Genomic DNA, 24,887 nt, shown 5'->3' on the forward strand with positions numbered 1-24,887 from the left:
ACGCGCCGACAGCGTCGGACGGAGTCGACCGGCCTGCAGCGGCGACGGGACGCTGGACAGCGCCGGATGCGGACTTTGACTGGACACCTGGCCTCCCTCAAGGTTGCGATTTGTAGTTCATGTACTGGGCCACGACCTGGGTGCGGTTGGTGACTCCGGTCTGGGCCATGATCGCCCGGAGGTGGACCTTCACCGTGCTTTCGCTGATGTTGAGCGTGCTCGCGATGTCCCGGTTCGGCAGTCCCATCGCGAGCAGCCGAAGCACCTCCTGCTGGCGGGGCGTGAGCCGATGGAACCGGTCCGATCCGGTCCATCCCTCCTCGCCTTCCTCCCGGTTCTGGCGATCGGTGTCGAACAATGCGTCGCGGATCACGCCGACAGCTTCACGCGGATAGACGACGAGGTCTGCGACGAGCAGTCGAATGGACGATATGACCGCCTGAAGGTTGCTGTCGGTCGTCAGGACACCCCGCACGCCGCATTGCAGCCCTTCGATGAGCCGGTCGGTGTCGCCGTCGGGCGCGACGATCAGGATGAGCGCCGTTGGCCAGCGCCTGGCGGTCAGCGAAACCTCATTCGTCAGGGACGAAGGCTCGTCGTCCGATCGGTGATATTGCAGGAGAACGAGGTCAGGGACTGCGGTCCCGGTGGCCTCGTCGAGGCTTGCAACGGCGTGAACGTCGAAGTCCGGTGCCGCGGCGAGCCCCGCAGACATGCAGGTCCGCGTGAACGGACGCGGATCGATCACGAGGATGCTCGTGCGCGTGCGTGTCCGGTCCACCGTCAGACTTCCGCTCGGATGGAACGAGGCTGAGACGTCCACCTCACGCGACCTCGCGACGATATTTTCGGATCAACCTTCCCAGCCAGGTCGCTCCCGACGTTGTCGACCGGTGCGCGCCCAGGGACTCCGCATAGAATTGCAAGGGATCGCCATGCCCGCGCTTGGCGTGCTCCGCATAATCGACGCGGTTGATGACCGCGCCATCCACCTGCTCCTGCAGCATCTGGGTTGCGGCGCGCATCTGCTCGATCGTCGTTTTTCCCCACTGGACCACCATCACCGTGCTGTCGGCGAGGCCGACGATGGTTCGAGCGTCGCGAACCGCGAGCACCGAAGGCGCGTTGATCACGACGAGGTCGAAGTCGTTTCGCAAGTCTCCCAGCAGACGGCGGATCTGGCTCAGTCGGACGAAGGCGGCCGGGTCGGTGCCGCTGCGCGACGCCAGCACGACCGGCGTGTAGGTCGGCGCGTCGCGAGGGCTCTGCGCAGGATTGGGCGGGGGCAGCAATCTGGTCGTTTGCGCATCGCCGATCAGATAGTCCATGAGGTCCGGCGTATCGCCGCGGTCGACCTCCGACTGCACAAGGCCTCTGGCGCGATTGCGGAAGTCGAGGTCGACGACGACGGCGCGCCGTCCGGCGGCAGAGGCGGCCGCGACGAGCGCCAGGGCCACCATGGACTTGCCGTCGCCCGGAAGCGGCGAGGTGACGAGGACGCTCGACGGCAGGTTTTCCGGGGCAAGATGCTCGACTTCCGCGAACAGGTTGCGGGAAACTTCGGCGTAAACGGAATGCGGCTGCCTGGTGACGAGGGTCTCCGGATCACCCGAAAGGTTCGCCGCATGCACTTTCGGGAACATCGCGAAGGTACGCAGGCCGAACAACTGGGCGATCTGTTCGCTCGACCATATCCGATTGTCGAACATCTCGAGTGCGAAGATCAGCAGAAGGCCGAGGATCATCGATCCCGAGAAAGCCGCCAGCGCGGCCTTTTTCGGTGCGGGCGCAACCGGCTGGTCCGGAACCGTGGCCTGCGAAATGATCGAGGAGTTGACTCCCGTGGTCTTCAGTTCCGCGCGAACATCCTGGGCGCGCTGTGCCGTCACGATATAGCTCTGACGCAGAACTTCGGCCCGGCGTTCGAGGGCGGCGAGCTGCACCAGGTTCTCGTTGTTGGCGAACGCCTTCGAGCGTATCGCCCCGACCCGGGATTCAAGGGTGCTCGCCCGGGCCGCGGCCGCGGCCGCCTCGCTGGCCGCAAGCTGCCGTTCCCTTGCCGCCGCCGCGACCGCCCGGTCGCGCTCCGCCGCCGCGCTCGCCAGCTGTTCCCGTTCGATCCCGCCCCTGATCTCGGCGAGCTGCGCATCGATCCGCTGCATTTCGGGGTGACGCGCGCCATAGGTGACCTTGAGGTCCGAACGCTGGCGCATCAGCTCCTCATATTGACGCTGCTGCTGCTCGAGCAGCCCCGATTTGCCCGCATTCGAGCGATAGAGGCTTTCCGCACCCGGCAGGCCGGCGGTCCGCGCCGCCATCGCGGCCCGGGCGGCACCCGCCGACGCCGCTTCGACGGCGATACGATTGAGTTGCTGATAGTCTTCCGGTCCTCCGGCACCTGCCAGCATGCCGTGGGTACGGCGGAAGGTCGCGATCGCCTGCTCGGCTGCCTGCGTCTCCGCGGCGAGCCGGTCCCTCTCCGCGGCCAGCGCGATCGCCGTCCGCTCCTTGCGGATGTTGCGCCGCCCGAATTTCAGTTCCTGAAGGCTGTCGACGAACTGGTTGGCGATGCGCGCGGCGAGCTCGGGCGACCGGGAGCGCACGACGATGTCGATGAGGTCCGAATCGCCGGCGCTGTTGATCTTCGTCATGGTCTCGAGCCTGGCGCTCGCCCGGAGGATCGCACGGTCGGGATCGCCCTGATCCGATCCGAGCATGAACCGCGGGTCGTGGATGAGGTCGAGGTCCCGGACCACTTTCTCCGCAAGCGCGCGCGACCGGTAGAGACGGGCTTCGTTCGCGACCCGCTGCTGGTTGCGGGCGGCGACGTCCGCCTGATTGGCGCCGGTGGCATCGTTGAGCTCCACCTGGGTGGTCGCCACTGCCTCGTAAAGGCGCGGAGCCATCAACTGGCTGAGCGTAACGGAGCCGGTCACGGCGGCGACCACGAGAAAGAGCAGAAGCTTGCGTCGGCGGACGATGCTCCACATCTGCCGTATCGACAGCAGCTGACTGGCCTGGATGGGGTGCAGCGATGCACGCCCGCCCGCGGCCTGGCTTTCGCCCGCAGCCGTTGGTCCGAGCAATCGAGCCTGAACGTTCATCGCATGTCCTCCGGATCCCCGGCCCTGGCGTGCAGGGATGCACGTCAAAGCGGTGGCGCCTCCCGACGATCCTGCCGGGAGGTGGGCACCGAAGGCAAAAGCCCTTGGGAGAAAAGCACAGCGCATCGTGGCTACGCCTTTGGGATGAAGGCGGGGAGCGGCCCGGCGGCGGCGGACCGATCGAAGACGGGTGTGGAGGTGCGGCAAGGAGACGCCGGTGCCCGCGCGCCTCTCGAACGGACTAGTGCCTGCGATTCCGGATTAGACCGCCGTTCGGCTGCATGGTTGGTCGCCGATACTGTATCGATGCGGTCGGCGAGTGGATCGCCGGACCCCCGACAGGAGATTCGATGAGGATAGCGGTCATCAGCGACATCCATGCCGCGGCAGGTCCCTTCCGGGAAGCGCTTGCCGCGGCACGGAGGACCGGTTTCGACCAGCTCCTCCTGCTGGGCGATCTCCTGACCTATGGCGTGCATCCGGACGAGACCCTCGATCTGGCTTGCGACGCCGTCACGCGCGACGGTGCCGTGCTCGTGCGCGGCAATCACGACCAGATCTATCTCGATCGTGCAACGCGCCGCTCCGGCTACGAGGCGACCATCCCGGAGTGGATACGGGAATCGGTGGAGTGGACGTGGGCACGGATTGGCGGGGGAGACCGCATAGCCAGGTTCGACTGGCTCGACGACTGGAGCGTCGACGGGCTGCTGATGGCGCACGCCAATCCCTATCAGCCGGGTGACTGGTCCTATCTTCGCGCGCCCGAGGATCTGATCGCCGCCTGTTCGAGGCTCGCCGACCGCGGCCTGAGGGCAGGGCTTTTCGGCCACACGCACCGGTTCGCAACACAGGAGAGCCACGGAAGCTCGGTCACGACCTTGGGATCGGTCGGGCAGCCGCGGGATGCGGGACACACCAGCGAATGGAGTCTCGTCGACTGGACGAAGGGAAAAATGGCTTTGCAGCGCCACCGGGTCGCCGTGGAGTGGGGCACGATCATCCGTGCCGTTCGTGCAACCGGCCTTTCGGATAAAACGAAAGACCGCATCTGTGGATATATTTCATGATCAAGGCACTGGTGACCGGTGGCGGCGCAGTTCTCGGGCAGGGCATAATCAACTCGCTCCGGCGATCGGCCCTGGACGCGACCATCGTCGTCACCGACCCGAACCCGCTTTCGGCCGGACTCTATTGGGGCGCTTGCGCCTACCGGGTGCCTCCGGCCGATGACCCCGCCTATATCGACGCGATCAGCGGGCTGCTCGAGCGCGAAATGCCGGACGTGGTGCTCGTCGGCACGGACGTCGAGCTTGCCGCCTTCGCGCGCCATCGCAGCGCGCTGGAAACGCGCTTTGGAACCCGCATCATCGTCAGCGCGCCGGACGTGATCGCAATCGCCGACGACAAGTACAGGACCTTCGAATTTCTGCGGGCGCATGGTTTCGACCCGCCGGGCTCCGCGCGCGCCGACGATGACGACGCGGTCGAGGCATTGATCGAGCAGGTCGGCTTTCCTCTGGTCGTCAAGCCGCGGATCGGTGCGCGGTCGGTCGGTGTCTCCGTCGTTCACGACCGTGATCAGTTGGCGGGCGCCCTCAACGGGCGCAGCGGGCTGATCGTCCAGGAATGTATCGGGACACCCGACGGGGAATATACCGCGAGCGTCCTTGTGTTCGATGGCGTTCCCTGCGCGTCCATCGTCATGCGGCGGGATCTTCGCGACGGAAATACGTTCCGCGCTTATTCCGGGCCCTATCCGGCGCTGAACGAGGAAGTGCGGCGGCTCGGAGCGGCTCTCAATCCGTACGGACCCGCCAATTTCCAGTTTCGGACGGACAAATCGGGAAAGCCTCGCGTGTTCGAGATCAACGCACGATTTTCCGGGGCCACGCCGCTGCGCGCACTGGTCGGCTTCAACGAGGTCGAGATGTGCATCCGGCGGATCCTGCGGGACGAGCCGGTGGCGACATCGGAGATACCCGAGGCGATCATCCTGCGCCATCTCAGCGAAACCCTGGTCATGCCCGAGGCCCTCGAGCAGGTGCGCTGATGGCGCCTGCGCGTCCATTGCTCGCGGTGACGGGTGCCACCGGCTTCATCGGGCGGCGGTTCGTCGAAGCGGCCCGGAGGAGCGGTTACGACGTGCGGCTGCTGTGCCGGCGGAGCGGCTCGTCCGAACCGGGCGGGCAAGTCGGCGACTTCGACCTGTGTTCCACGACTCCGGTCGAGCCGGCCGTGCTCGCCGGCGCCGACGCGGTTGTTCACCTCGCCGCCCGCGTGCCGGCGGACCATTCGGATCCGGCGGAAGCGCGATTGTGCATGGAGGCCAATGCGCACGGCACGCTTCGCCTGATCGAGGCGATGCGGGTGGCGGGCGTTCGCCGGCTGATCCAGACGACGAGCGCGAATGCTTATGCCCCCTGGATCGAGAGACCGTGCGAACTGGACCCGCTCCACCCCGAGACGAGGGTATATTATCTCGCGTCGAAGGTCGCCCAGGAGCATCTTGCCCGCTACCGGTGCGGGCAGACGGGGGCGGCGCTGACCACCTTGAGACTCGGCTCCGTCTACGGACCGGGGCAGAAAGCGGGCGCCATCCCGGCGCTGATGGGGAAGCTGCTCGCCGGGGAACCGGTGTTTCTTCTCGGCGGAGGAGGCTTCGGGGCCGACTTCGTCCATGTGGATGATGTCGTGGCAGCGCTCCTGCGATTCTTCGAAACGGCGACCGACGGCGTCTTCAATGTCGGGTCCGGCACCCGGCGCACGATATTGGAGATCGTGACCCTGCTGGCCTCTCTCATCGGATCGGGGAGCAAGCTGATCGAGTGCCGCGATCCGGGTGGCTGTGCCGACCGCGGCTTCGCGGCACTCTCGATCGACAAGTTGAAAGCCCTCGGTTGGGCACCGGTCGCGCTCGAGGAGGGCCTCGCCGGCATGCTGCACTCTCTCGAAGAAGCGGCTCCCGAAACGAAGTCCGTGCGGGGCAGGTTCGCCCGGGACGGTTGCCTGCACGGCTGAACGAGAAACGGCCCAGCGGACGGACAGCAAAAGGCTCCATCCTGCAAGCAGATCGGTGTCGCGTGCGGTCATTTACCTTTTGGAGCTGCCCTAAAGTCCAACTCCGCTCCCCCGGAATGTCCATGCTTAAGCCAGATGGACAGCTGGCGACTGGCAATGTCCTCATCATAGACTGCTTCCACCACGAGCCGGGCGGGGAGGATGTTATGGCGAAGGGGACAGGGATCCAGCGATCGGGGGCGCGGGCCGGCCGCAGGCGTGATCGGGCCGCATCCGTCCGGGATGCGAACCCGGAGCCTGGTCGCACCGCAACGGCAGCAGGCCCGGGAGAACCCGCTTACGTGTCCGACTTCACCGGCATCGCCTATGACGAACGCGGCGCACCGATCATCTGAGCGCGCCGCCCCGCATCATTCTCGCCCTGGAACGCCGGCCGGCTCGATTGCCGGATTCCTTCCCCCCGGGCCGCCTGTCCTTCGGGTCGGCGGCGGCAGCGCGCAGCCAGAGGTGCTACGATGGAACAAACGATAATGGTGACCGGCGCAGCCGGGTTCATCGGCTACCATGTCGCAAACCACCTGATGGCGCGCGGCGACCGAGTCATCGGTATCGACAACATGAACGATTATTATCCAGTCTCCCTCAAACGGGATCGCGTGCGCGAGCTCGGCTTTCGTCATGGCGCGCGATTCGAGTTCCTGGAGACCGATTTCTCCGACTGGGAAGCGTTCGATCGAGAAGTATCGGATCGCCGGTTCGACGCTATCGTGCATCTCGGCGCGCAAGCGGGGGTGCGATACTCGATCTCCAACCCCCGCGCCTATGCGCAGTCAAACCTGGTCGGCCATCTCACTATCCTTGAACTCGCGCGCGCGCGGCGCGTGCGCCATCTCGTCTACGCATCATCCTCGTCGGTCTATGGCGGCAATCAGAGCCTGCCGTTCCGGGTCGAGGATCGTGCGGATCATCCGCTCAGCCTCTACGCGGCGACCAAGAAGGCGGACGAGCTGCTGAGCGAGACCTACGCGCATCTCTACCGCATCCCGCTCACCGGGCTTCGCTTCTTCACAGTCTATGGGCCCTGGGGGCGGCCGGACATGGCCATGTGGCTGTTCACCAGCGCCATCCTCGAGGGCAGGGCCATCGACGTTTTCGGAGAGGGCGAGATGCGCCGCGACTTCACCTATATCGACGACATCGTCAGTGGGGTCATCGCGAGCCTCGACAATCCGCCGCCGGACGATGGACTGGAGAAAGCGGGCGGCAGCCGGGCTCCGCATCGCCTCTACAATATCGGCAACAATCGCTCGGAAGAACTGACGCGGATGATCGCCCTCATCGAGGAAAGCTGCGGACGCACGGCGGCGCGGCGCCTGATGCCGATCCAGCCGGGAGATGTTCGCGACACCTTCGCGGACATTAGTGCGATCGAACGCGATCTGGGCTATCGCCCGACAACGCCGATCGACGTCGGCATCCCGCGCTTCGTGACCTGGTTCAAGCTCTACCATCGCGACGCCGCCAGCCTTGCGCCGAAGGCCGTTCCGGCCGGCATCGGCCGCTGAAGCAAGGCCCTGACGCCGCCGTCGATCCCCCGCCTGCGGCTCAGGCAAGCGTATCGTTGAGCACGACCTGCGCGACATGCCGGCGGCCGCCCGCCCGGCTCAGCTGGACGAACAGATCTACCGTCCGCCGCACATAGAAATGCACGTCTTCCCGGCTGAGCCGCGTTCCTCCCTGGAGAACCAGAAGCGCGATCTGCTCGACGGCGCGCTCGGCGCTGTCGGCGTGGACGGTGGTCATCGATCCGGGGTGGCCGGTGTTGACCGCTCGGAGAAACGCATAGGCTTCGTCGCCGCGCAATTCGCCGAGGATGATCCTGTCGGGGCGCATCCGCAGCGACGCCGCGACCAGGTCGTTGGTCGTAACTTCGCTTTCTCCAAGCCGGCTGCGTGCCGCGACGAGGCCGACGGCATTGGCCTGCCGGATCTGGAGTTCCGGCGTGTCCTCGATGAAGATCAGGCGTTCCTCCGGCGGCACTTCGCGGAGCAGCGCGTTCAGGAACGTCGTCTTGCCGGTCGACGTGCCGCCGGAGATCAGGATGTTCTTCCGGCTTCGCACGGCTTCGCCGAGGACCCCGGCGATGTCGCCGAGCCGCAACCGGTCGTCCAGAGCGGTATCGACGCCGCCGGGCTCGAAGCCGGCCTGGACGCTGACGTCCTTGAGCGCGCCGGCCGCGACATAATCGGCAAGGGTGAGGTCGGTTGCGAGATGCTTCCGAATCGCAATCGCCAGGGAGCCGCGGGTGGCGGGCGGTGCCACGATCTGGACTCGCGCGCCGTCGGGCAAGGTCGCGGAGAGAAGCGGATGCTCGCGGCTGATCCCCTGATGCGACATTGCCGCAATCTGCCGGGCAAGGCGCCACAAGGTCGTGTCATCCAGCGTCGGAGCAGGCTTGGTCTCGACCGTTCCGGACGTCGTCTCCACCCAGATTTCACCGGGTGCGTTGATATAGATGTCGGTCACGTCGGGGCGTTCCAGGACGGACCTCAGCGGTTCGAGGTAGCTTTTCAGGTAAACGCCTGCGCCATCGCTTTGCGAAGAGGCTTTCATCGGCGAGTCTCCGCGCTCGCGAAATCCAGGTCGCGGGCGACGAACACGCTGATGCTCGTGGCGGCCGGAACAGTCAGGGTCGGTCGCACCGGTTCCGGCTGGATCAGATTGCCGGCCTGCGCGCCTCCCCCGGCCGTCGTGACGATGACCGAATTGTTGCTGCTCCGGGCCGCGAGCGCCAGTGCGATGTCAACCGTCGATTGGAGGATCGCACCGGCGAAGCGCTCGAAGAAGTGATTGTTCACCTTGGCCTTGACGCCGCCGCGCCCGAGCGTGTCGGTTGCCGGCGATCCGACCTCGATCGTGACACCGTCAGGGCGGATCAGCCTTACCCAATTGATCAGCGCGCGCTTCTGGCCCGCCGCAGCGTCTGCGCGATACTCCCCAATGAGTCGACTGCCGCGGGGGATGAGAATTCGGGTGCCGTCGAAGCCTCGGACCTCGCGCGAGACGATCGCGCGGGCAAAACCGGGTCTGGTCGAGTTGAAGGCAGTCTCGAGGACAGCAGGTATCAGCGTGCCCTGCGGTACCGTCGTGGAGCGGTTCGCCAGCATTCCGGCCCTGACGCGAGAGCCCAGGACCGCCGTCTGTCCCTCTGCACCCCCGGCGCCTGCTGCGCCCGCCGGCGGTCCGGCTCCGGCAGGTGGGTCCGTCGTGGCGGGCGGAGCGGTCGTGTCGATCACCAGCGCGGGCCCGGCATCGCCGCGCGCCGGGGGAGGCGGCAACACCGGCGTCGCAATCGGCGGCGGCACATATTCCGGCGGCGGCGGCGGCGGCGGCGGCGGCGGCCGTCGCTCGGGGCGAACGGTCACCGGAGCCTGTCGGGTGCGGGGTGCCGGCGCCGGCGGTGGAGGCGGTGCGGACGGAAGCAGGAGGGGCGGGGGAGGCCCCGGAAGCGGCGGCGCGGACGAGACGGCGGCGCCCTCCTGCCGTTCGGAGATCGCGCGTCGACGGGAGTCGAGGAGCAAGAACAGGAGCAGCGCTCCCGCTGCGGCGAGCGCGACGAAGACCCAGGCAGGAACGCCTCCTCCAGGCGCGGCAACGATTGGCCTGACGTCGCGCGCGATCTCCGGATCGGCCCGGGGATCAACGTCATCGGCGCGGATCTCCATCAGCGTCGCCCTCTCGGGCGCACCCGCTCGGCACTGGCCGTCGCGCGGTCGATCCTGAACACGAGCTTCTCGTACACCGCATCGATCACGAACACGTCTTCGCGCATCATCCCGTTGACCAGGCTCTCGGTGCCGTTCCGCTCGGTCCCGTACACCGCCGGGATGGCGAGTCCGTCCCGCCACGAGAGATAGGTCCGAATGCCGTCGTCGCTGATTGCAACCGGCCTCAAGGCGCGGTCGCCTTCCAGCCGGTACCGCCCGGTCGCTGTCGCCGGACCGGGGGCCGCCGCCATCTCGTCGGCCGGGGCGGGATAGCGGAACCTGACGGAATAGGCCGTTTCCGGAGTCGGTTCCGCGAGCGCGACCAGGTCCATGAAATAGGATCGTGCGCTGGTGATCACGGTCATGTTGGTGACCACGCCGGCTTGCAGCGGCTTGATGAACAGCCGGTCACCGCGCCTGTTCGCGGTGACCTGCCAGGCTCCGCTCTCGCCTACCGCGACATTCTCGATCTGCTCGTCGGGGGCAAGCTCGACGGTGAGCTGATAGCCCAAAGCGGTCTCCAGCAGGACCACCTGGCCGTCGATGAAGTCGATGCTCTGCAGCCGCGGGTTGCCGTCATCGGGCTGCGGGCGGACCTGCGCGGCCAGTGGTGCCGAGACGAAGGCGGTGATCAGCATGGCGGCGGCCAGTCTCATAGCTCCGGCCCGGAGCGATCCTCGCCAGCCGTGCCGGACGGCGGCGGAGCAATCGCGGGCGGCGCCGGAACGGTGAGCGGCTGCGATCCGCGCGGATCGGCCGCCGGAGGCGGCGCAATCGGAAGCGTCTCGGCAGGCGGAAGCGCCTCGGCAGTGCGCCGGTATCGCAGGACCTGAAAACCGAGCGGATTGATGAAGCGGTCGGCGACCGGCATTGTCGCACTGGTGTAACGATGGCGGATGATCGCGGACCAGGCGCCCGTGAACCTCGCCCGGCCGCCGGCGTCGCGCTGCACGGTGTCGAATCGAACCATCGCAAGATGGGGGCCCAGCGACGACACGCTCTTCACCCGAGCCTCGATCGAGGCATTTCGGCCGTAACGCTGGAGCGGACTGTCCGGATTGTTGCCCTGCATCGCGGCCACATAGTCGCTCCGCGCGCGGTCGGCCGACCACAGGCCGACCTTGCGGTAATCTGCCTGGACCGTGTCGAGATCGAAGCTCTCCCGCGCCGTGACATATTGGGCAAGGAAGCTCTCGGTCAGAGCCGCGTCGCCGGTGATACGCTTCGTGCCGAGCGGATCGACCGACTGAACGAAGCCGGTGTGGCGGTCGACGAGAATGGTGTAGGGCACGACGGTTTTCAGCGGGGCGAGCACGATCAGGGCAATCGCCTCGGCGATCGCGATGACGGTGGCTGCGGCAGCGATCAGCCAGGCGTTTCGGATGAGGCGTCGGCGCTGATGCTCGATGTCGCGCGCCCAGGCGTCGGCGCGCTGATAATACGCTTCGCGTTTATCGTCGGGTTGCCCGCTCATCGTCGTCTGTCCCGCTGATCCGCGGCCCCGGATACGCGGCCCCGCGTGCGTCGACGGCCGTCCGGCGTGAGCGGCGGAATGGCCGCCGCGGTCGCTCGTGCGCTGCGCGCCCCCTGAGTCTCGACGAGGCGGGTTCCAAGTTGCATCGCTTGGGGAGGGACGGCTGCGCTGTCGCGGCGTTGGGCGGCCATCATTGCGTCGGCGACGCTCACGGCCCGGCTTCGCATGTCGAGCGCCTCGGCCGCCTGCCGCTGCGGCGGCGTCGCGGTCGGGGCATCGGCGAACCTGTCGCTTCGCCTCCCCGCGTGCCGGTGGACACGCCGCGAGAACGGGAAACGAAGGCCGCTGGCCACCTTGGCGACCCCCGCGAGGGAAGCCAGCAAGGCGATCGAGAAGGAAGCCGTCGCGACAAGCAGCTCGAGTGGTGCCTCGGGAGCGGCGAGGCCTGCCCGCCTCCGGGTGACGAGGGCGGCAAGCCACGGCTCCAGCATGGCAAGCTCGATCCCGAGCAGGATCCCGACCGCGAACATGCTGAGCGCCGCGCCCGCGAGTCCCCGGATCCAGCCTTCGAACAGGCCTCTCGTCCGCTCGAACAGGAGGAAGAGCGCAAACAGAGGCCCAAGGGCCAGAAGCAATCCCGCGAGGAGCCGCACCGCCGCGAATCCACCGATCGCCGAGACGAGGAACAGCGTTCTCGCCTGGCCGACAAGCCGGGCGTCCCGGGCCGGGATCCAGGGAGGCCGGTCCTGAAGCCGTTGCAGCCTTGCAAGCTCCTGCTGCTGTTGTGCCGGCGTCAGAACTCCAGTCGGCGCGACATTCGCTTCGGCCCAAGGGGGCCTGCCCGTTCCGATGATCATCAGCTCGGCAAGCAGCGTGTCGACGCCCTGGAGTCGGGCGATGAGGGCTCCCTCGGTCCCCGGTATCCCCGACGGTCTCCCCACCGTCGAGGCGAGCTGGGCCGGGGCCCGCAGAGTGACGTCGTAGGCGAGCGTCCGGAACGCCGGCCAGCTGGTCGCAAGCGCGAGCGCGACTCCGATCTTGGCGGCTGCGACCACTCCTTCCCGCACATCGGGCGGGTCGCCGAACAGCAGGCGATAGCCGAACAGGGCGACGAAGATGGTGAGAACGGATGTGAGCACGAGCGAAGTCGCCGACCCCGGAGCCGCAAGTGTACGATATCCGTTTTCGCCCAGGCTTTGGGCGTAGCAGTCGACCGTCCACAGGGCGCGGGTGAGAAATGCCTCTCCCGGAAGGAACGCAGGGCAGGTCATCCCACGCGCTCCAGCAGGCGCGGAATCCAGGCGGCAGGATCGTCGCCGGTCTCCGAGCGGATTTCGTCGAGCAGGCGCACCGTGCGCTCCCGGCCGGACAGGATGGTGAGCAGATCCCGCTCGCCGGTGAGGTTCAGGCGAACGACGACGCTGTCGGTGCCGTGCTTGACGAGGAAGCTGTGCGCGCTGTCGGGGAGCGTGCGAACGAGTTCATATTCGTGATTGGTCAGGCCGAACCCCTCGACATAGTCGGAGGCGCGCGCCTTGGGATTGGCCATGAAGATCTGGGTCGCCGCCTGCTCGATGATCGCGCTTGCGATCCGGCTTTCGAGCGCGTCCTGGGCGCTCTGGGTGGCGAAGCCGACGATGCCGTTGCGCTTGCGGATCGTCTTTTCCCAGTCCTTTATCCGGCGGACGAACACCTCGTCGTCGAGCGCCTTCCAGCCCTCGTCGACGACGATGATCGCCGGCGATCCATCGAGCCGCTCCTCGACGCGGTGGAACAGGTACATCATCGCCGGCGTGCGGACCGCGGGATCGTCGAGGATCTGGGTCATGTCGAACCCGACCGACTCGGCCGTCAAATCGGTGAGATCCTGGACATTGTCGAACAGCCAGGCGCGCTCGCCGTCGCCCCACCAGGGCCGCAGCCGTGCCCACAGATCGGCGGAATGGGCACGGTGACCGCCGCGAAACAGTTCGGCGATGTTGCGCAGCCGGCGGTGGGCGGCGGGCTGGGCGAAACTGGCGTCGATCGCGTCCTTGATCTGCGCCATCTCGTCGACGTCGGCGCCTCCGGTGAGCACCGCTAGCCAGCCGATCAGGAACTGGCGGTTCGCGTTGCTGTCCTCGATCTGCAGCGGATTGAGTCCGGACGGCGTGCCGGGGCGCAGCAGATCATAGCGGCCGCCGATCGCGCGGATGAACAATTCAGCGCCGCGATCCTTGTCGAAGAAGATGATCCGCGGTCGGAACTTGCGCGCCTGGGCGAGCAGGAAGTTGAGCACCACCGTCTTGCCCGATCCGGATGGGCCGATGACGGTGAAATTGCCGAGATCGCCGTGGTGGAAGTTGAAGAAATAGGGCCCGGCCGCGGTCGTCTCTAGCAGGGTCACCGCGTCGCCCCAGTGATTGTCGGAGGCGCGGCCGATCGGGAAGTTGTGAGCGCTCGCGAGCCCCGCGAAATTGGCCGAAGAAATCAGTGCGCGCCTGGCGACATAACCGAAATTGCCGGGAAACTGGGCCCAGAAGGCCGGCTCGAGCGCGATCTCCTCGCGCACCGCGATGAGGCCGAGATCGGCGAGGGACGCGAGCACTTCGGCGGTCGCGGTATCGACGGCGTCCGGAGTCTCCCCATGGACTCCGATGGTCATGTGATGCTCGCCGAACGTCGCCCGTCCCGCGGCGACATCGTCCTTGGCGCGCGAAAGGTCTGCGCGCAGGCTCACCGCCTCGTCCTCGGCCGAGCGCATCCGGCGAAGTGCCAGGTTCATGCCCGAAAGCGCGGCCTGGCGATCGACGAAGCCGAACGATTGCGAGATCGTCAGATCGTACGGGAGCCGGAGCAGGTCGTCGAGCATCCCGGCCTGGGTCTGGCCGGGATAATCCTTGATCGACACCATCGCCAGGAAGCTGCGCGGTGTCGGTCCCGCAGCGCCGAGCTCGATCGTCTCCTGGCCGAAGCTGATCCGGCGGTAGGGAAGATACTCGCCGATGTCCCGGGTCGGCAGCAGCACCGGCCGGGTCTCGGCGTTGAGCAGGGTGGACAGGAATTCGAGCGGCTCGGAGAAACTTCCGTTCCGGCCGCTCCGTATCGCCAGCAAGCGCGGCGCGTAGCTTCCAAGCGCCGCCAGCAACGCTTCGCGTGCGGTATCGAGCTGCCGCAGTTCGTATCCGGCGCTGCTCGCCGGATCCGCCGCGGCCCGGCCGAGAGTGCGCCGGATGCCGTCGAGGATGCCGACGCGGCCCTGCAGAGAACGCCGGACGAGGGTGAGATAGAGGTCGTTGACGTACAGCTGCTTGGTGGCAAGCCTGCTCTGCCATGCCGCGTTCAGGGCGCGCGAGAAGTCGTCGTCGAAGCCGGCGTCAAGCTCCGCCTCGACCCGGCGACGGACGATATGGTGATAAAGTGCAAAGCGGGACGAGCCGATGGCCTGGAGCATGCCGTCGCGCAGACGCTTGCGGTAGTTGATCTCGTCGGTGTCCGCCGTCTCGAACAGGAAACCCCTGAGCTGGATCACCTGGAGGAGGAAGCCGTCGCGAGTCTCGATCGTTCGATCATCCACGTGGCGTGCATAAGGCAGGTGGTGGCCGACCGGCCGCTCGCGGTCTATCAGCCGGCGATCACGAGTCAGGGCCGGTAGGAGTTGCATCGCCACAAGCGGTGGTTTTTCACGCGGGGGCAGCGGCGCACCTTCACGAGCCAGAGATCGAAGAAGCGCGGCTCGCCGACGCAGAGCACGGCACCGACGCCGTGAACGAGCAGGGCGGTCAGCAAGACCCAGGCAGACCGGAAGATCAGGAACAGTTCCGTCGCGAGCACGGCATTCACCACGAAGAAGCTGTAGGTTACGCCGGCAAACATCTGCGGCCTCGTCAGCGCCACGAACAGCGGATCATGGTCAAGCCGTTCCACGGCTCAATTGCCGAGGCTTGCCGTGGACTGGATGCCGGCGACGATGCTCGCTGCCCCGAACAGGATGAAGCATCCGACGATCACCGTCGCCCCGTAACGCCAGTTCATTCGGCCGGTGAGCATCATGAAGCCGACGGTGGCGACGGCGATCACTGCGACGACCGTCGCGATGGTCCCGAGAAGTGTTCCCTGGAGCCATTGAACGGCGGCAACGATCACCCCGGATCCTGCAGGGTCCGTCAGAGCGTCCTGCGCGCCGGCGCCGACAGGCGCGAGGGCTGCGAGAGAGGCGATGACGAAGTTGATCTTCATTGGCCTGGCGGGCACAAGCCTCCCCTTCCAAGACGGCATCGGCTGCAACCGAAGCAGCGCTCCGCGTTAGCAGAGATCGACGACGCATTGTCTGATCTCTCGGACTGGGAGGGACGCTATTAAGGCTTACGCCTTTCGGACCGGCGGACCGTGCCCGCCCTGTGGTCCCGCGCGCGGAGTAATCGCCAAGGAGCAGCCGCCGCTTCGCTCTCTACGTCCAAAGAATTAGGGCCTTCCTCACCGGGGTCGCCGGAAGGTCCCGGCCTCGCGGGGACCATGGCGTCGGCTCGACATCTTCTGCTATTCCCAGGTGCATGAAGTTGCTTTGCTTTCTGGGCCTTCACCGGCCGTCGACCTGCTCCATGACGAGACGTGGAGGGCACTTCGTCGCCCTTTGCGAGTCGTGCGCCCGGCCGCTCGAACGCGCAGCCGATGGAACATGGCGAGCATGCGATCCGCTGTATCGGGACTCGGATCGAAGCTTCCGGGCGAGGTGAACGACTGGCCGCGTGACCGCTTGCCCGCGCGCCGCGGCCGGTTCACGCCGACGACGTGGCCTGCCGCGACGGGGCGCGCGCGACGCGGCGCTTGACAGGCTGGTACCGGTCGGAGTCGGAGCCGAACCCGAACGCAAGCGCGATCTCCCGGCGGCGAACGGCGTAGTCCGGAGCGACCATCGGATAATCGGGCGCCAGCTGGTAACGTTCCCGATACTGGGGCGGCGACAGGTGATGCTTGGTTCGCAGATGGCGCCGAAGCAGCTTGTGCCGCTCGCCGCACGCCATGCAGGTGAGGTGACCGGGCCGCAGGGACGCGCGTGCGGAGATAGCCGGGCGGCTCTCCGGAAGGGATGGGGCCGCCGGCATGTCGAGATCGCGCAACGCCGAGTGCACCAGCTGTACGAGGCTTGCCACGTCCGCCGGCGCCAGTTTGTTGTTCGACACATGCGCGGCAACGATATCGGCGGTGAGCTGCACCAGATCAGCATTTCCCATGTTCGCAGTCCCTCCACGACGAGCGAGATGTCGGCGCCAGTCTCCGGCTTCGGAACCGTCCCGCCAAGAGAGGTGAAGGACTAATCCCTTTTCGACGGAAGCGGGTTCCCGAGGGGCCGCCGAGACGCAGCTTCGGCGCCGCGGGCGGCGGGAAAGAGCCTGCGCGACGGCGACTCTCCGGACGCGCGCTGACGAAAGCCGGCGAGTCGCGCCGGCGCAAACGCGCAGGGCGCTACTCACAATGCGCCGCCGCGCGCGCGTCAGATCGTGGTAGAAGGTTCCTGCGCCTGACCCCTTGAGGCGTGGCGGGCCGAAGTCGATCCCTTGCTTCGGCCCGTACCACCCGCCGAGGCTCGGGATGATCCCGGATGTCAGGGTGGCACGCTGCACGCGCGTCGGTCGGCCGAGAAGCGGCGGAACGGGGATCGTTGGCAAGAACGGTCGTCCGGACGGCGGCGGCAAGGCGTCACCCGGCAACTCGGAACCTCTCCGGCGGGCCCCTGCATGGACAGCGCCCCCGTCTTTCGGGTTGTCCGATCCCCGCATGGTGACTCTCGATACGGTGTCGGGGGATCTCGGGTCGGCCGGGTCGGTGCGGCATCGGCGGCCTGCCTCTCCGCCGTGCCGCCCGTCGACGCAGCAACGCTTGCCAGCGTCTCGTGCTCGCGCAACCCTCCGGATCGCTTACTTCGCAATCGCAGCCAGTCGCTACCGATGCGTCCGCAACCCTCGCCATTTGGTCAAATGCCGGCTCACTCCGTCGCGGATAGGGTTCGCCGGGCAAACGGGAGAGGCATGATGGCGAATTTCTATAACAACAAGAAGGCAGAGACGATTCGAGGGACCCAGGGCGACGATCATTTCCACGCCTTCGGAAATGCCTTGGGAGCCCTGCACATCGATGCCTCCACGGCGGCTTTCACGTGGACGACGGGGATCGTCCAGGGAGGAGGGACCAATTTCACGTACAAGAGGGCGGGATCGCCGATGGCCATCTCGTTGGACCTGCTGAGGGGAAGCGGCGGGTACGACACGATCCATGGATCCGCCTCGAGTGACATCCTCGTCTACAATAATGGCGTGCAGGCCAATGGACTTGGGGCCTTCCGATCCATCGAGGCGTTCCGCCTGGATGCGGGCGACGACTTCCTCGATCTCTCGGCGCACGGTCCCGGGGGCGCCGCTTACGCAACTGGCGCAAGCGCCTTCGGCGAGACCGGCGAGGACACGCTGCTCGGGGGAGCGGGCCATGACATCCTCGATGGGGGAGAGGGGAACGACCTGCTGATCGGCAATGGCGGTCTCGACACGCTCGTCGGAGGCAGCGGAGACGATCGCCTCTACGCCGATCACCTGGCGCTCACGACATCCGTCGCCCTCGGTATCGGCGACACTCTGTCCGGGGAGGATGGAGACGATTTCCTCGTCGGAGCGGCAGGAGCGGACCGGCTTCAGGGCGGCAGCGGAAAGGATGCTCTCTACGGCGCGCTCGGCGGCGACAACCTGCATGGCGGCAACGAAGATGATCGCCTCTACGGGGAGAGCGGCGACGACCTGCTTCACGGAGAGCAGGGCGACGACCTGCTTGTCGGCGGCGCCGGCGACGACGCACTCTGGGGCGAGGATCTGGCGATCGTTCCGCAGCCTTATTCACCGGGCGCCGACGTCCTGCGCGGAGGTGCAGGCGACGACATGCTGATCGGCGGCGGTGGCGCCGATACGCTTGAAGGAGGCGCGGGGTCGGATCGGCTGGAGGGCGGCGCCGACCAGATCGTCGACCTCTTCGTCTTCGATCGGTCCGGGCTGGACGGTACCGATACGATCGCATTCGAGGACGGCTTCGATCTGATCAGGTTCGTCGGACTGGGTGTGACGCGATACGAAGCGGGCGGGACGGCAGGGAGCGTCTTCGGGCGGGATGTCCCGCCGGCGCAGAGCCCGTACGGGGGGCACGTCGCGCTGGATGTGGTGACCGAGGCAGGCGAGCACTTCACGATAGAACTCCACGGCATCTGGCCGGCGCCCGTGACCGCCGCTGACCTGAGCGCTTCGGATTTCGTCTTCGGCTAGGGTGGGCGGTGACGTTCGCGCAAGCGGATGCTGCGGATCCGCGAGGCGCGAGAGGGGCCAGGGCCAGGATGTTGCGGAGGGCCGTCGCCGGGATGGGCCAAAGGCGTATGCGAGCACGTCGGACAACAGGATCGAACGCTGCGGCGGAAGTCGGCGATCCCATCGGTGACGAAGACGGGGCTATGCGGCGGCACCGCCTTCAACCTGCGGACGTCGGATTGGCGCGCCAGGAGCACGACAGCGGGGGCGTGCCTCTCCCGTCATCGACCCTTCCGCCGCACGTTCCATCCGGTGGTCAGAGGATGGAAACGAGAAGCGCCATGAGCGCCAGCAACAGCACGATCGACAGAACCAGTCCCCGGACAATCAAGTCAGAAAGCCTGGTAGCGGTCTCGATATCGTCGTCATGCCTGTCCTCGACATCGAGATGGATCGATTGCGAACGCTCTTTGTGCACCTGCCACATCGCAGCCTCCCTTGCCGGGCGACGTCTTGTAGCCGCTTTTCGATGATCGGCTTCGGATATTCCGAGCCGAGATCGCGACATGTCGACTACCTCTTCGTTTCCGTACGGCTACGTCGTTCGGGCGGATCAGGCCAACGAAGCCGCCGCCGGTCTGCAGTGTCAGGTCTGCGCGACCGCGAGGAACAGCCGCCAGGGCAGGACGGCCGGAGCGGACACATGCTTCGATCGCGCGAGCGGCCCCTGTGGCGAGCAGGCCCGACCGGGAATCCGGCTCCGGCTATGTGTCGTGGCTGTCGATGCGGACGCGGGCGAGATCTTCCCGCATGATCTCGGCGATGTCGAGCGCCTGCTGCATGTCGTCGGTGTGGAAGCTGTGGATGAAACCTTCCTCATCCTCGCCGCTGACTTCATATTTGCGCAGGCGCGGCGAAGGCTCGCCGCGTGCTCTTATGCCGAGTTGCGTCGGTCGATCGCTCAACGTCTGCTCTTCCAATATTGCATCATGAATGGCTCGCCACTCGTGAACGATGTGCCCTGCTCGTGTGGCGGCGGGCTCAGGTCCGGGAAACTCGGATCAGACGCAACTGACACCGGGTGCGGTTTAAAACGCATCCGGCTGCGGCTGTCCAGCCCGGGTTTCATCCATAAACGATGTATTTATGCAACTTGTGTCATTTTGTTCCATCGGCGGCAGGATCTGCCCGCCATCGGCGGTCGGACGACAGGAAGCGGGAAGAAGGCACCTGCTCCGAAGCACGCGCAGGTGCGCGTCAGGCGACGGGAAGACCGCAATTCACCGGCGGCAAGGGGGCGCTTCCGGTCCCGATCCGGTCGAGGAACCTGCCTGTCGGATCCTGGTCCCCGGCAAGCTCGTTCAGAAACTCCTCGAGGTTCGTGTAGCCGTCACCATCCTTGTCGGCCGCCCCGTCGCCGACACCCTGCTGTGCCTCCCAATCGTCGGCCATGCCGTCGCCGTCCCCGTCGGCATAAGGCTGGCCCGCCTCGAGCGAAGGCCAGCCTCCAACTTCGGCGGGATCGTCGATGATCCTGCCCCGACAGGCGAGGAAATCCGCGACGACGCGCTGGTCGGCACCGTCGCGGGGCCAGGCGCCCGCCAGTGCGGCGACATCCTGAACGGCCTGTGCTGCCCGTGTATAAAGCGACATGGACATCGGGTATGGGGCCGCGACGACATATCTCCAGTCGGACGGATCGAGGAAGAGGCGCTCGTCGAGCGTGTCACTGAGCCGTCGCCCGTCGATGTTCCAGCCGAGATAGAATCCCGCCTGACCGGGGAAGGTCGAATATTCTTCCTGGTAGTCCGCACCGAAGATCCCGATCCCGCGAAGCGAACTGGGGCCCATCGACACCCAGTTGCCGATGATGTTCGCCTCTCGCCTGACGCCGGCGCCCTGGAAGATCATCGAGAAATATTGGTGGGCCTTCTCCCGCATGTTGTAAGAGATGTTGTTCACCACATCGATCCGTGCGCCGGCGCCTGCATTGGGCAGGCGCTCGGTGGCGTGGGCGATCAGATTGTGATGCAGCGTCAGATTGCCGCCTTCCATGAACACGCCTTTTGCATGCTCGCCTTGGACGTGCGTCGATTTGCTGAGGCCTTCGTAGATGAGCGACCATTGCACGGTGATGTTGGCCGATGACTTGGTCGAGTTGAACTGCTCGTCGGTCGCCCAGGAGAGGCTCGCATGATCGATGATCGTGTTCGTGGCACCGGCGTCGACGGTGATCGCGTCGGTCGTGTCCTGCTTGGCCCCCGAAGTGGGGCCGGGGCGGATCCGGACATGGCGAATGATGTTCTCGGGCGCGTTCAGGAAGATAGGCGAGCCGGTGAGGTTGGTCGGCGCATTGCGGATCGCGATCCCGCCGCCGGGCGCCGTCTGGCCGGCGACCGTGAGGCGGCCCGCCGTCGGCTTGATCTGGCTCTGCAGGACGATCGTTCCCGCCACCCTGAAGATGCAGATACGAGGCATGGTCGCCATCATGCACGCCCGCAGAGATCCCGGACCCGTGTCGTTCAGGGTCGTGACCGCGATCACCTGGCCGCCGCGGCCGCCGATGCTCGCGGCGCCGAAGCCCTGGGCGCTGGGAAAGGCGCGCTGTCGTCCATCCGCGAGCTTTGAAGGGTCGTGTGGGCCTGCCGGCGTACCGGGTGGCGGCGGCGGCGGCGGTGGTGGCGGAGGAGGAGGAGTTGGTGGAGGTGGCACCGGAGCGGGGAGCGGCGGTGGCGGCTGCGCGGCACCGGCGTCATCGTCTCCGCCGCAGCTCGACAGGGCTCCGGCGCAGAGCAAGCCGACCGTGACCATGCTGAAACGTCGCCGTGCGTGCATGTGTCCTCGCCCCTCCGACATCCGCCGCCCGCCGCTTTCGTTCCCATGCGTCGAGCGCAGAGCTTGTGAGGTCTCGAGCGTGCGGGCCGTGCCGGGAGGGTATTCACTGCGTTTGCCGGCGCTGACAATCGACCGAAAGTGGTAGGGCGTTGCGCGCGCAACGCATTTGGTGGGCTTGGCCGCCGGTAAGGAGCGCCGCGGATGGTCACACCGTCCCCGGCTCCGAGATCCGGCTTCGATCCAGGCGTCGTGTCCTCGTCCCCGAGCTGCTCGGGCGCGAAGTGGTGCGCCCGATATCGCCAAAAGAGGCGGCCTCCGCATCTTCATAGTGTTTGACGCGCGGGCGGATCGAGGAAGAAGATGGACTTGCCGGGAGTCGGGCGATCGGCCGCCGGAGGCTCGTGCTCCTTTTGCAGTTCAGCCGGGAGGTTCTCATGCCAGTCCGAAGCTCTCGTCGGTCTCTTGCCGCTACCCTCGCGGCTGCGGTGGGAGTCTGCGTCCTTGCGGCGGCGCATGATGCCGCGCACGCGCAGGATTCCGCCTGGGAGGTCGTGACCAGGCCCGGGGGGCGCCCCGTCGCGCGCCTTGCGGCCTCCGGGCGGCTTCAGGGGATCGCAATCACCTGCCAGCATGCCACGCCTGTGCTCGCCATCAGCCTGGTGGACGCGGATACCCTGCTGCGCGGCCGACTTACGATTTCAAGCGAAGGCCGGAGGATTGCGCTCGACATTGTGCGGGACGGCCGGTCAGCGGTCTGGATCAGCTTGATCGGCGACTCGCGCCTGCTGGACCTTCTTGCAGATGCACCCACGGCGCGGGTGCAGGTCGACGACGGTCCGGTGCAGGATATCTCCCTCGCCGGTGCCGCAACCGTCCTGGAGCAGGCACTCGTGGGCTGCTATGCAAAGCCTGCGGCCGCATTTGCCGCGGCGCGGTGACTCCTGCCGCCTCGCCGGCGGTCGGTTGCCGAGCCGCGGATAACGGATGAGCATACCGGGTATCCGCACGCGCGCACCCGGCGATCGGCTTGCCTGCCGGCGTGAGGGACGTCTGCGCCGCATGCGGGACAGGTCTCCGCCGAGATGAGTGCCGCCATGCGCAGCCGTGCCGATGCTCGCGGCAGAACCGGCGGACATCCGACCGGATCAGCCCGGCGGCGACCTGCAGACGAGCATGACCGCCTGTGCCCAGATCGACCCGGCCGGCGGAACCGCATAAGGCGGTGCGGCCCGGCTGCTTATCGAGTCCGACAGGGAGTCTCCGGCGCCGAGTTCTCGGGCACGTCCGTTTGCGCAATCGATTTCGCGACGGGAAAAGCTGCGGCCGCTGGTGCCGTCGCGCTGCACCAGTGCTTCCGCAGTTCCTTGTTGCTCTCGCCGCCACGCGACCAGCCGGTAGACGGATCTGGGGTCGTCCCGGTCTCTGAGGACGATCGGCTGTGTCAGCGCGCCGGCGGGCTCACGCCCGCCCGGGCGAACGAACGCAACGCCGACAACCGCCACGAGCAGGACGATGACGACGGCAAGTGCCCGCCGTCGCCGGTCCGAAACCGCAATGCCGCCAGCCGCGCGACGGCCGCAGCTCCTGCACCTGCTGGATCCTTCCGGCTGAAGGGTTCCGCATCCGGAGCAATTCTCGAGATTCAGGACCGGCATCCGGCAACCGTTGGCCAGCATGCGGGCAAGCGCCCGAATGGGATGTACGACGCGAGAGTCGCGGGCAGTGCCAATCATTCTCTCCCATCGTCCAGAGGTGCCGGTGCAGGTCGGCGGTGATGTACCATGCGGCCGTCGCCGCTTTCACACTTCGCCGCCTGCGAGGCGCCGGGAAGAGCCGACCTTAGGTCGTAAATGCGATGTTAGCGAAGCCTCTGAGGAGGTAGTCCGCTCGGGCAAGCATCAAGCCCGTCGACTGCGTCTCTCTCTCTCTCTCTCCTCTCCCTCTCTCTCTGCCTGGGCGGGGCGGCGGTCAGGCCAACCTCCTCATGGCATGATGCGGCGGGCCGGGGCGCGGGCGACGGGCCCGCCTCCGCCCCGGAGCCGCTGACCATTTGGACTAGCCCGCAAGACCACACGGTCTGCGCGACGGAATGAGGCATTATCGACGGGCACGAGCGCGCCCGGGCAGGGATGCGGACGAGTTCGTTTCCAGGAGGGGCATTGCGTGCTCAGACTCATCGCGCACGACGATCTGGACATGATTGGCGCGCGGCTGCGCCGCGCCATTCCGCTGCCGGACTGCGAGATCTTCGATGGGCTGCTCGACGCGATCGACGCTGCGGACCGAGCCGGTTCGCGACCGGCGCATCGCCCTGTGCGCGGCAGTCCGCCGGCCCGCCGGGTACGATCCCACTAAGTCGGCGTCGTCGGGGCGGCGCCTGGAGGCGAGCACGGCTCCAGGCCCCTCCGGCGGCGGCATGCACGCGACCTGGACCCGCACATCGTGCAAGCGGCGGCAGTCGCTTTCGCGGGCTCCGCGCGGATGCGGCCACGGTGTTCGCGGGCGACGGGAAGATCGAGCCGCGTTCGCGCCCTGCTGCGCGCCTCTCGTCCGGCGGACGGTGGAGACGGTTCAAGGCCGCCATCCTGCGCAGAAGAAGAGAAGCCGGACCGGCGAGTCGCAGCGGGGCGCGGAGAAGGCGTAAGCGTCCGCTCATTACCGTCGATGAGATCAACCGGAACGAAGGTTTCACATTTGGCTGTCGATTAGCGCATCCCGCGCGCGGTGTCGCATGCGACCTGGCGAAGGCGCATTTGGTAGTAGAGAATGGCAAAGCGGCGCGCCTCGTCCACCTTCTGCGGTGAAACGGGCCCGTCGTCCAATCGACCCGACCATAAACCCAGGCCGTAGCGGAGTTGCCAGAGCCTGACTTGCCAAGGCGACAGGTTTGCCATGGCTGCATCCACAAGATCGCCTTGGTATATACGTTCCGAGGCCCAGCGAAGCGGTGAGATTATTTCGGAAAGGCGCGGTTCGAGAAGATCCGGTCTGACAGGAAACCCACACTGATACTCGGTTGCCATCAATCGCGTGAAACCTGTCTGGGCAGGCCACGGGCTTTCCCTGCCTGCCGAGATCCGGCGGAGAATATGAAAGCTGTCGTCTCTCACGCTTAGAATGTTGGCGTCGGGGCGCACGAATGCTTGCAGGGCGACCAGAGCGATCAGCAGGAGAGGCCAGGCACGTTTCAACATCATCTTCGCGTTCACCAAATGGCCTTGACGGACATTCTGGTTGAGCTAACGCCTTCAATGCAAGTACCGTGTTCGGATGACCCGTTAGCGGCGTTCTGCCATCGCTAGAGCATGATCATCTTAGACTGAAGCATATCCGCTGTTTGCGAGGTAGTTTGCGCATTCGACGGGGTCGAAGCAGTCGAGGAGGGTTCCGATGCGCTTCCAGCAGGCTTCGACGGTGCGCTCCT

General features: G+C 66.6%; 23 protein-coding genes and 1 pseudogene. 8 read left to right on the forward strand and 16 right to left on the reverse strand.

The window, feature by feature from the left end:
• Window positions 1-97: 97 nt before the first annotated feature.
• Window positions 98-781 (reverse strand): helix-turn-helix transcriptional regulator, encoded by a 684-nt coding sequence (locus C7I55_RS26520; protein ID WP_233222431.1) that lies wholly within the window; start codon window positions 779-781, stop codon window positions 98-100.
• Window positions 782-824: 43 nt separating this feature from the next.
• A complete protein-coding gene (locus C7I55_RS26525) occupies window positions 825-3,104 on the reverse strand; it encodes a GumC family protein (protein WP_158266609.1) in 2,280 nt (759 codons plus the stop codon).
• Between the two features lie 350 nt (window positions 3,105-3,454).
• On the opposite strand from C7I55_RS26525, the gene C7I55_RS26530 reads away from it, so the two are divergent.
• From C7I55_RS26530 to C7I55_RS26550, 5 genes are all read left to right on the forward strand, one after another.
• Window positions 3,455-4,174 carry a metallophosphoesterase family protein gene (locus C7I55_RS26530; protein ID WP_158266610.1) on the forward strand — a complete coding sequence of 240 codons (720 nt, stop codon included), beginning with the start codon at window positions 3,455-3,457 and terminating at the stop codon, window positions 4,172-4,174.
• On the forward strand, window positions 4,171-5,157 hold the full coding sequence (locus C7I55_RS26535; protein ID WP_233222432.1) for an ATP-grasp domain-containing protein: 987 nt from the start codon (window positions 4,171-4,173) through the stop codon (window positions 5,155-5,157). Before C7I55_RS26530 ends, C7I55_RS26535 begins: the two co-directional genes overlap by 4 nt.
• The gene (locus tag C7I55_RS26540) at window positions 5,157-6,125 is read left to right on the forward strand and encodes an NAD-dependent epimerase/dehydratase family protein (RefSeq protein WP_106516073.1); all 969 of its coding nucleotides are present in this window, start codon (window positions 5,157-5,159) and stop codon (window positions 6,123-6,125) included. Before C7I55_RS26535 ends, C7I55_RS26540 begins: the two co-directional genes overlap by 1 nt.
• A gap of 206 nt (window positions 6,126-6,331) precedes the next feature.
• The gene (locus C7I55_RS26545; RefSeq protein ID WP_146151157.1) at window positions 6,332-6,520 is read left to right on the forward strand and encodes a hypothetical protein; all 189 of its coding nucleotides are present in this window, start codon (window positions 6,332-6,334) and stop codon (window positions 6,518-6,520) included.
• 120 nt (window positions 6,521-6,640) lie between these two features.
• Window positions 6,641-7,690 carry an NAD-dependent epimerase/dehydratase family protein gene (locus tag C7I55_RS26550; protein ID WP_106516075.1) on the forward strand — a complete coding sequence of 350 codons (1,050 nt, stop codon included), beginning with the start codon at window positions 6,641-6,643 and terminating at the stop codon, window positions 7,688-7,690.
• A 40-nt stretch (window positions 7,691-7,730) separates the two neighbouring features.
• Here the strand turns inward: C7I55_RS26550 and virB11 are convergent, their stop codons facing one another.
• The 9 genes from virB11 to C7I55_RS26600 all read right to left on the reverse strand — a co-directional run bounded on the left by virB11 (window position 7,731) and on the right by C7I55_RS26600 (window position 16,579).
• Window positions 7,731-8,738 (reverse strand): P-type DNA transfer ATPase VirB11, encoded by a 1,008-nt coding sequence (gene virB11 / locus C7I55_RS26555; protein ID WP_106516076.1) that lies wholly within the window; start codon window positions 8,736-8,738, stop codon window positions 7,731-7,733.
• On the reverse strand, window positions 8,735-9,850 hold the full coding sequence (locus tag C7I55_RS29335; RefSeq protein WP_269845238.1) for a TrbI/VirB10 family protein: 1,116 nt from the start codon (window positions 9,848-9,850) through the stop codon (window positions 8,735-8,737). The genes virB11 and C7I55_RS29335 overlap by 4 nt, the downstream gene beginning before the upstream one ends.
• Entirely contained in the window at window positions 9,850-10,548 is a 699-nt protein-coding gene (locus tag C7I55_RS26565) for a TrbG/VirB9 family P-type conjugative transfer protein (protein WP_106516077.1), read from the reverse strand. Before C7I55_RS26565 ends, C7I55_RS29335 begins: the two co-directional genes overlap by 1 nt.
• Window positions 10,545-11,366, reverse strand: a complete 822-nt coding sequence (locus tag C7I55_RS26570) for a virB8 family protein (protein ID WP_106516078.1) — start codon at window positions 11,364-11,366, stop codon at window positions 10,545-10,547. The genes C7I55_RS26565 and C7I55_RS26570 overlap by 4 nt, the downstream gene beginning before the upstream one ends.
• A complete protein-coding gene (locus C7I55_RS26575; RefSeq protein WP_106516079.1) occupies window positions 11,363-12,637 on the reverse strand; it encodes a type IV secretion system protein in 1,275 nt (424 codons plus the stop codon). The genes C7I55_RS26570 and C7I55_RS26575 overlap by 4 nt, the downstream gene beginning before the upstream one ends.
• Window positions 12,634-15,009, reverse strand: a complete 2,376-nt coding sequence (locus tag C7I55_RS26580; protein WP_106516080.1) for a VirB4 family type IV secretion/conjugal transfer ATPase — start codon at window positions 15,007-15,009, stop codon at window positions 12,634-12,636. Before C7I55_RS26580 ends, C7I55_RS26575 begins: the two co-directional genes overlap by 4 nt.
• A complete protein-coding gene (locus C7I55_RS26585) occupies window positions 14,988-15,272 on the reverse strand; it encodes a type IV secretion system protein VirB3 (RefSeq protein ID WP_106516081.1) in 285 nt (94 codons plus the stop codon). Before C7I55_RS26585 ends, C7I55_RS26580 begins: the two co-directional genes overlap by 22 nt.
• A 3-nt stretch (window positions 15,273-15,275) precedes the next feature.
• Window positions 15,276-15,584 (reverse strand): TrbC/VirB2 family protein, encoded by a 309-nt coding sequence (locus C7I55_RS26590; RefSeq protein ID WP_106516082.1) that lies wholly within the window; start codon window positions 15,582-15,584, stop codon window positions 15,276-15,278.
• Window positions 15,585-16,123: 539 nt separating this feature from the next.
• Window positions 16,124-16,579, reverse strand: a complete 456-nt coding sequence (locus C7I55_RS26600) for a MucR family transcriptional regulator (RefSeq protein WP_106516084.1) — start codon at window positions 16,577-16,579, stop codon at window positions 16,124-16,126.
• Between the two features lie 798 nt (window positions 16,580-17,377).
• Between C7I55_RS26600 and C7I55_RS26605 the strand changes: the two genes are divergently transcribed.
• Window positions 17,378-18,649 (forward strand): calcium-binding protein, encoded by a 1,272-nt coding sequence (locus tag C7I55_RS26605; protein WP_158266611.1) that lies wholly within the window; start codon window positions 17,378-17,380, stop codon window positions 18,647-18,649.
• 295 nt (window positions 18,650-18,944) lie between these two features.
• On the opposite strand, the gene C7I55_RS28395 is transcribed toward C7I55_RS26605, so the two are convergent.
• From C7I55_RS28395 to C7I55_RS26615, 3 genes are all read right to left on the reverse strand, one after another.
• A complete protein-coding gene (locus C7I55_RS28395; RefSeq protein ID WP_158266612.1) occupies window positions 18,945-19,115 on the reverse strand; it encodes a hypothetical protein in 171 nt (56 codons plus the stop codon).
• Between the two features lie 277 nt (window positions 19,116-19,392).
• Window positions 19,393-19,593, reverse strand: coding sequence for a hypothetical protein (locus tag C7I55_RS26610; RefSeq protein ID WP_146151158.1), 201 nt, complete (start codon window positions 19,591-19,593; stop codon window positions 19,393-19,395).
• Between the two features lie 292 nt (window positions 19,594-19,885).
• Window positions 19,886-21,115: a pectate lyase family protein gene (locus C7I55_RS26615; protein WP_158266613.1), complete on the reverse strand. Its 1,230-nt coding sequence runs from the start codon at window positions 21,113-21,115 to the stop codon at window positions 19,886-19,888.
• A 989-nt stretch (window positions 21,116-22,104) separates the two neighbouring features.
• Here C7I55_RS26615 and C7I55_RS27910 point away from each other — a divergent pair.
• Together C7I55_RS27910 and C7I55_RS26635 are read left to right on the forward strand one after the other, a co-directional pair.
• Window positions 22,105-22,401, forward strand: coding sequence for a hypothetical protein (locus C7I55_RS27910; protein WP_146151159.1), 297 nt, complete (start codon window positions 22,105-22,107; stop codon window positions 22,399-22,401).
• Between the two features lie 1,225 nt (window positions 22,402-23,626).
• Window positions 23,627-23,818, forward strand: coding sequence for a hypothetical protein (locus tag C7I55_RS26635; protein WP_106516091.1), 192 nt, complete (start codon window positions 23,627-23,629; stop codon window positions 23,816-23,818).
• Between the two features lie 350 nt (window positions 23,819-24,168).
• On the opposite strand, the gene C7I55_RS26640 is transcribed toward C7I55_RS26635, so the two are convergent.
• Window positions 24,169-24,672: a hypothetical protein gene (locus C7I55_RS26640; protein ID WP_146151161.1), complete on the reverse strand. Its 504-nt coding sequence runs from the start codon at window positions 24,670-24,672 to the stop codon at window positions 24,169-24,171.
• Between the two features lie 105 nt (window positions 24,673-24,777).
• Window positions 24,778-24,887 (reverse strand): annotated as a pseudogene (locus C7I55_RS28610) (IS630 family transposase); the annotation flags it as partial.

Source organism: Allosphingosinicella deserti, assembly GCF_003012735.1.
Classification (GTDB): Bacteria; Pseudomonadota; Alphaproteobacteria; order Sphingomonadales; family Sphingomonadaceae; genus Allosphingosinicella; species Allosphingosinicella deserti.